Here is a 2,000-nt window from a genome sequence, read left to right on the forward strand (position 1 = left end):
CCCGGTGATCGGGGCGGTCGCATCCAGCGCCACGCCGCGGATGGCCGCGAATGCCGCCGGATCCAGACGCCACGCAGCGACCAGCGCCAGCGCCACGATGACGCCGACGGTCGCGATCACATAGCCCGCGAAGAGGCCATATTGCGCCCGGCGGGAAAAACCGGGGCGCCTGTGCTTGGGCGGCGCCATCCCGACCGGTTCTTAGGCGGTGAGGAGGACGCCGCGGAACACCGGGTCTTCCAGCGCACGACCGGTTCCCAGCGCGACACAGGTCAGCGGATCTTCCGCCACGGTGACCGGCAGGCCGGTTTCCTCGCGCAGCACTTCGTCAATGCCCTGCAGCAGCGCGCCGCCGCCGGTGAGCACGATGCCCTGATCCACGATGTCGGCCGCCAGTTCGGGCGCGGTATTTTCCAGCGCGATGCGGACGCCTTCGACGATCGCCGCCACCGGTTCGGTCAGCGCCTCGGCGATCTGCGCCTGCGTGATCGAGATTTCCTTCGGCACGCCGTTGACGAGATCGCGGCCCTTGATGTGGATGGTGGTGCCCTTGCCGTCCGCCGGCATCTTGGCCGTGCCGACTTCCTTCTTGATGCGCTCCGCCGTGGCTTCGCCGATCAGCAGATTGTGGTTGCGGCGGACATAGGAGGCGATCGCCTCGTCCATCTTGTCGCCGCCGACCCGCACCGACGTGGTATAGGCGAGGCCCCGCAGCGACAGCACCGCGACCTCCGTCGTGCCGCCGCCGATATCGACCACCATCGACCCGATCGGCTCGGTGACCGGCATGCCCGCGCCGATCGCGGCCGCCATCGGCTCTTCGATCAGCCAGACCTGCGAAGCGCCGGCATTGGACGCGGCGTCCCGGATGGCGCGGCGTTCCACTTTGGTCGATCCCGACGGCACGCAGATCACGATTTCGGGCCAGCGCGGAAACCGCCGTTGGCCGTGAACCTTCTGGATGAAATGCTTGATCATCTGTTCGGCGACGTCGATGTCGGCGATGACGCCGTCACGCATCGGGCGGATCGCCTCGATGCTGTCGGGGGTCTTGCCCATCATCATCTTGGCATCGTCGCCGACCGCGCGCACTTTCTTGACGCCGTTGATGGTTTCGATCGCCACGACCGAAGGTTCGTTGAGCACGATTCCCCGCCCGCGCAGGTACACGACCGTATTGGCGGTCCCGAGGTCGATCGCCATGTCGTGCGACATAATCTTGAACAATCGCGAAAAAATCATCTTCCCGCCCATCTGGTCCGAATAGGATCGCGTGCCCCATCCGCCGATCACGGAATTGCTGGAGTGATCGACGGCTCGCGGAGACCCGGCGCTTGGGCTACAGGGCGGGGCATGTCAATACGTCGCCTCCCCGAGCATCTGGTGAATCGCATCGCGGCGGGCGAGGTGGTCGAACGGCCGGCCGCGGCGTTGAAGGAACTGGTCGAGAATGCGATCGATGCCGGGGCGTCGCGGATCGCGATATCCTTGGGTGACGGCGGAATTTCGCGGATCGAGGTGGTCGACGACGGGCATGGCATGGCGCGCGACGACATTGCGCTGGCGCTGGAGCGGCATGCCACGTCCAAGCTGCCCGACGAGGCGATCGAGGACGTCCGGACGCTCGGTTTTCGGGGTGAGGCGTTGCCCTCGATCGCCAGCGTCGCGCGGATGACGATTGAAAGCCGGGTGCGGGGCGGGGAGGGGTGGTCGCGCACCGTGGATCATGGAGTCGTCGCGGCCGATGGCCCGGCCGCGATCCCGCCGGGCACGCGCATCCGGGTTGAAGGGCTGTTCGAACGGGTGCCGGCGCGGCGCAAGTTCCTGCGGTCGCCAAGATCCGAATATGCGGCCTGCGTCGATGTGGTGAAGCGGCTGGCGATGGCGCGGCCGGAGATCGGATTTTCGCTGGAACATGACGGGCGGCGGACGATCGCGGTGACGCCGCAGGACAGCCGGCCGGCGCGGGTCGCGGCGCTGACCGATCGCGAGCTGCTGTC

Annotated in this window: 2 protein-coding genes and 1 pseudogene; 1 reads left to right on the forward strand and 2 read right to left on the reverse strand. The window is 67.3% G+C overall.

Translation table 11 applies throughout. From position 1 onward, the window contains the following. Both VF649_RS04295 and VF649_RS04300 read right to left on the reverse strand, forming a co-directional pair. A pseudogene (locus VF649_RS04295) lies at positions 1 to 189 on the reverse strand (rod shape-determining protein MreC); the annotation flags it as partial. A 12-nt stretch (positions 190 to 201) separates the two neighbouring features. After that, on the reverse strand, positions 202 to 1,242 hold the full coding sequence (locus VF649_RS04300; RefSeq protein ID WP_331010724.1) for a rod shape-determining protein: 1,041 nt from the start codon (positions 1,240 to 1,242) through the stop codon (positions 202 to 204). Positions 1,243 to 1,353: 111 nt separating this feature from the next. On the opposite strand from VF649_RS04300, the gene mutL reads away from it, so the two are divergent. Then, positions 1,354 to 2,000 (forward strand): DNA mismatch repair endonuclease MutL (gene mutL / locus VF649_RS04305; protein WP_331010725.1); only part of this gene is annotated, 647 nt, incomplete at its 3' end.

The sequence above is a fragment of the Sphingomonas sp. genome (assembly GCF_036387535.1).
In the GTDB taxonomy this organism is placed as follows: domain Bacteria; phylum Pseudomonadota; class Alphaproteobacteria; order Sphingomonadales; family Sphingomonadaceae; genus Sphingomonas_R.

Coding starts and splice junctions, on each gene's coding strand:
- VF649_RS04300 (WP_331010724.1), bottom strand. CDS start 1,242: ATGATTTTTTCGCGATTGTTCAAGATTATGTCGCACGACATGGCGATC.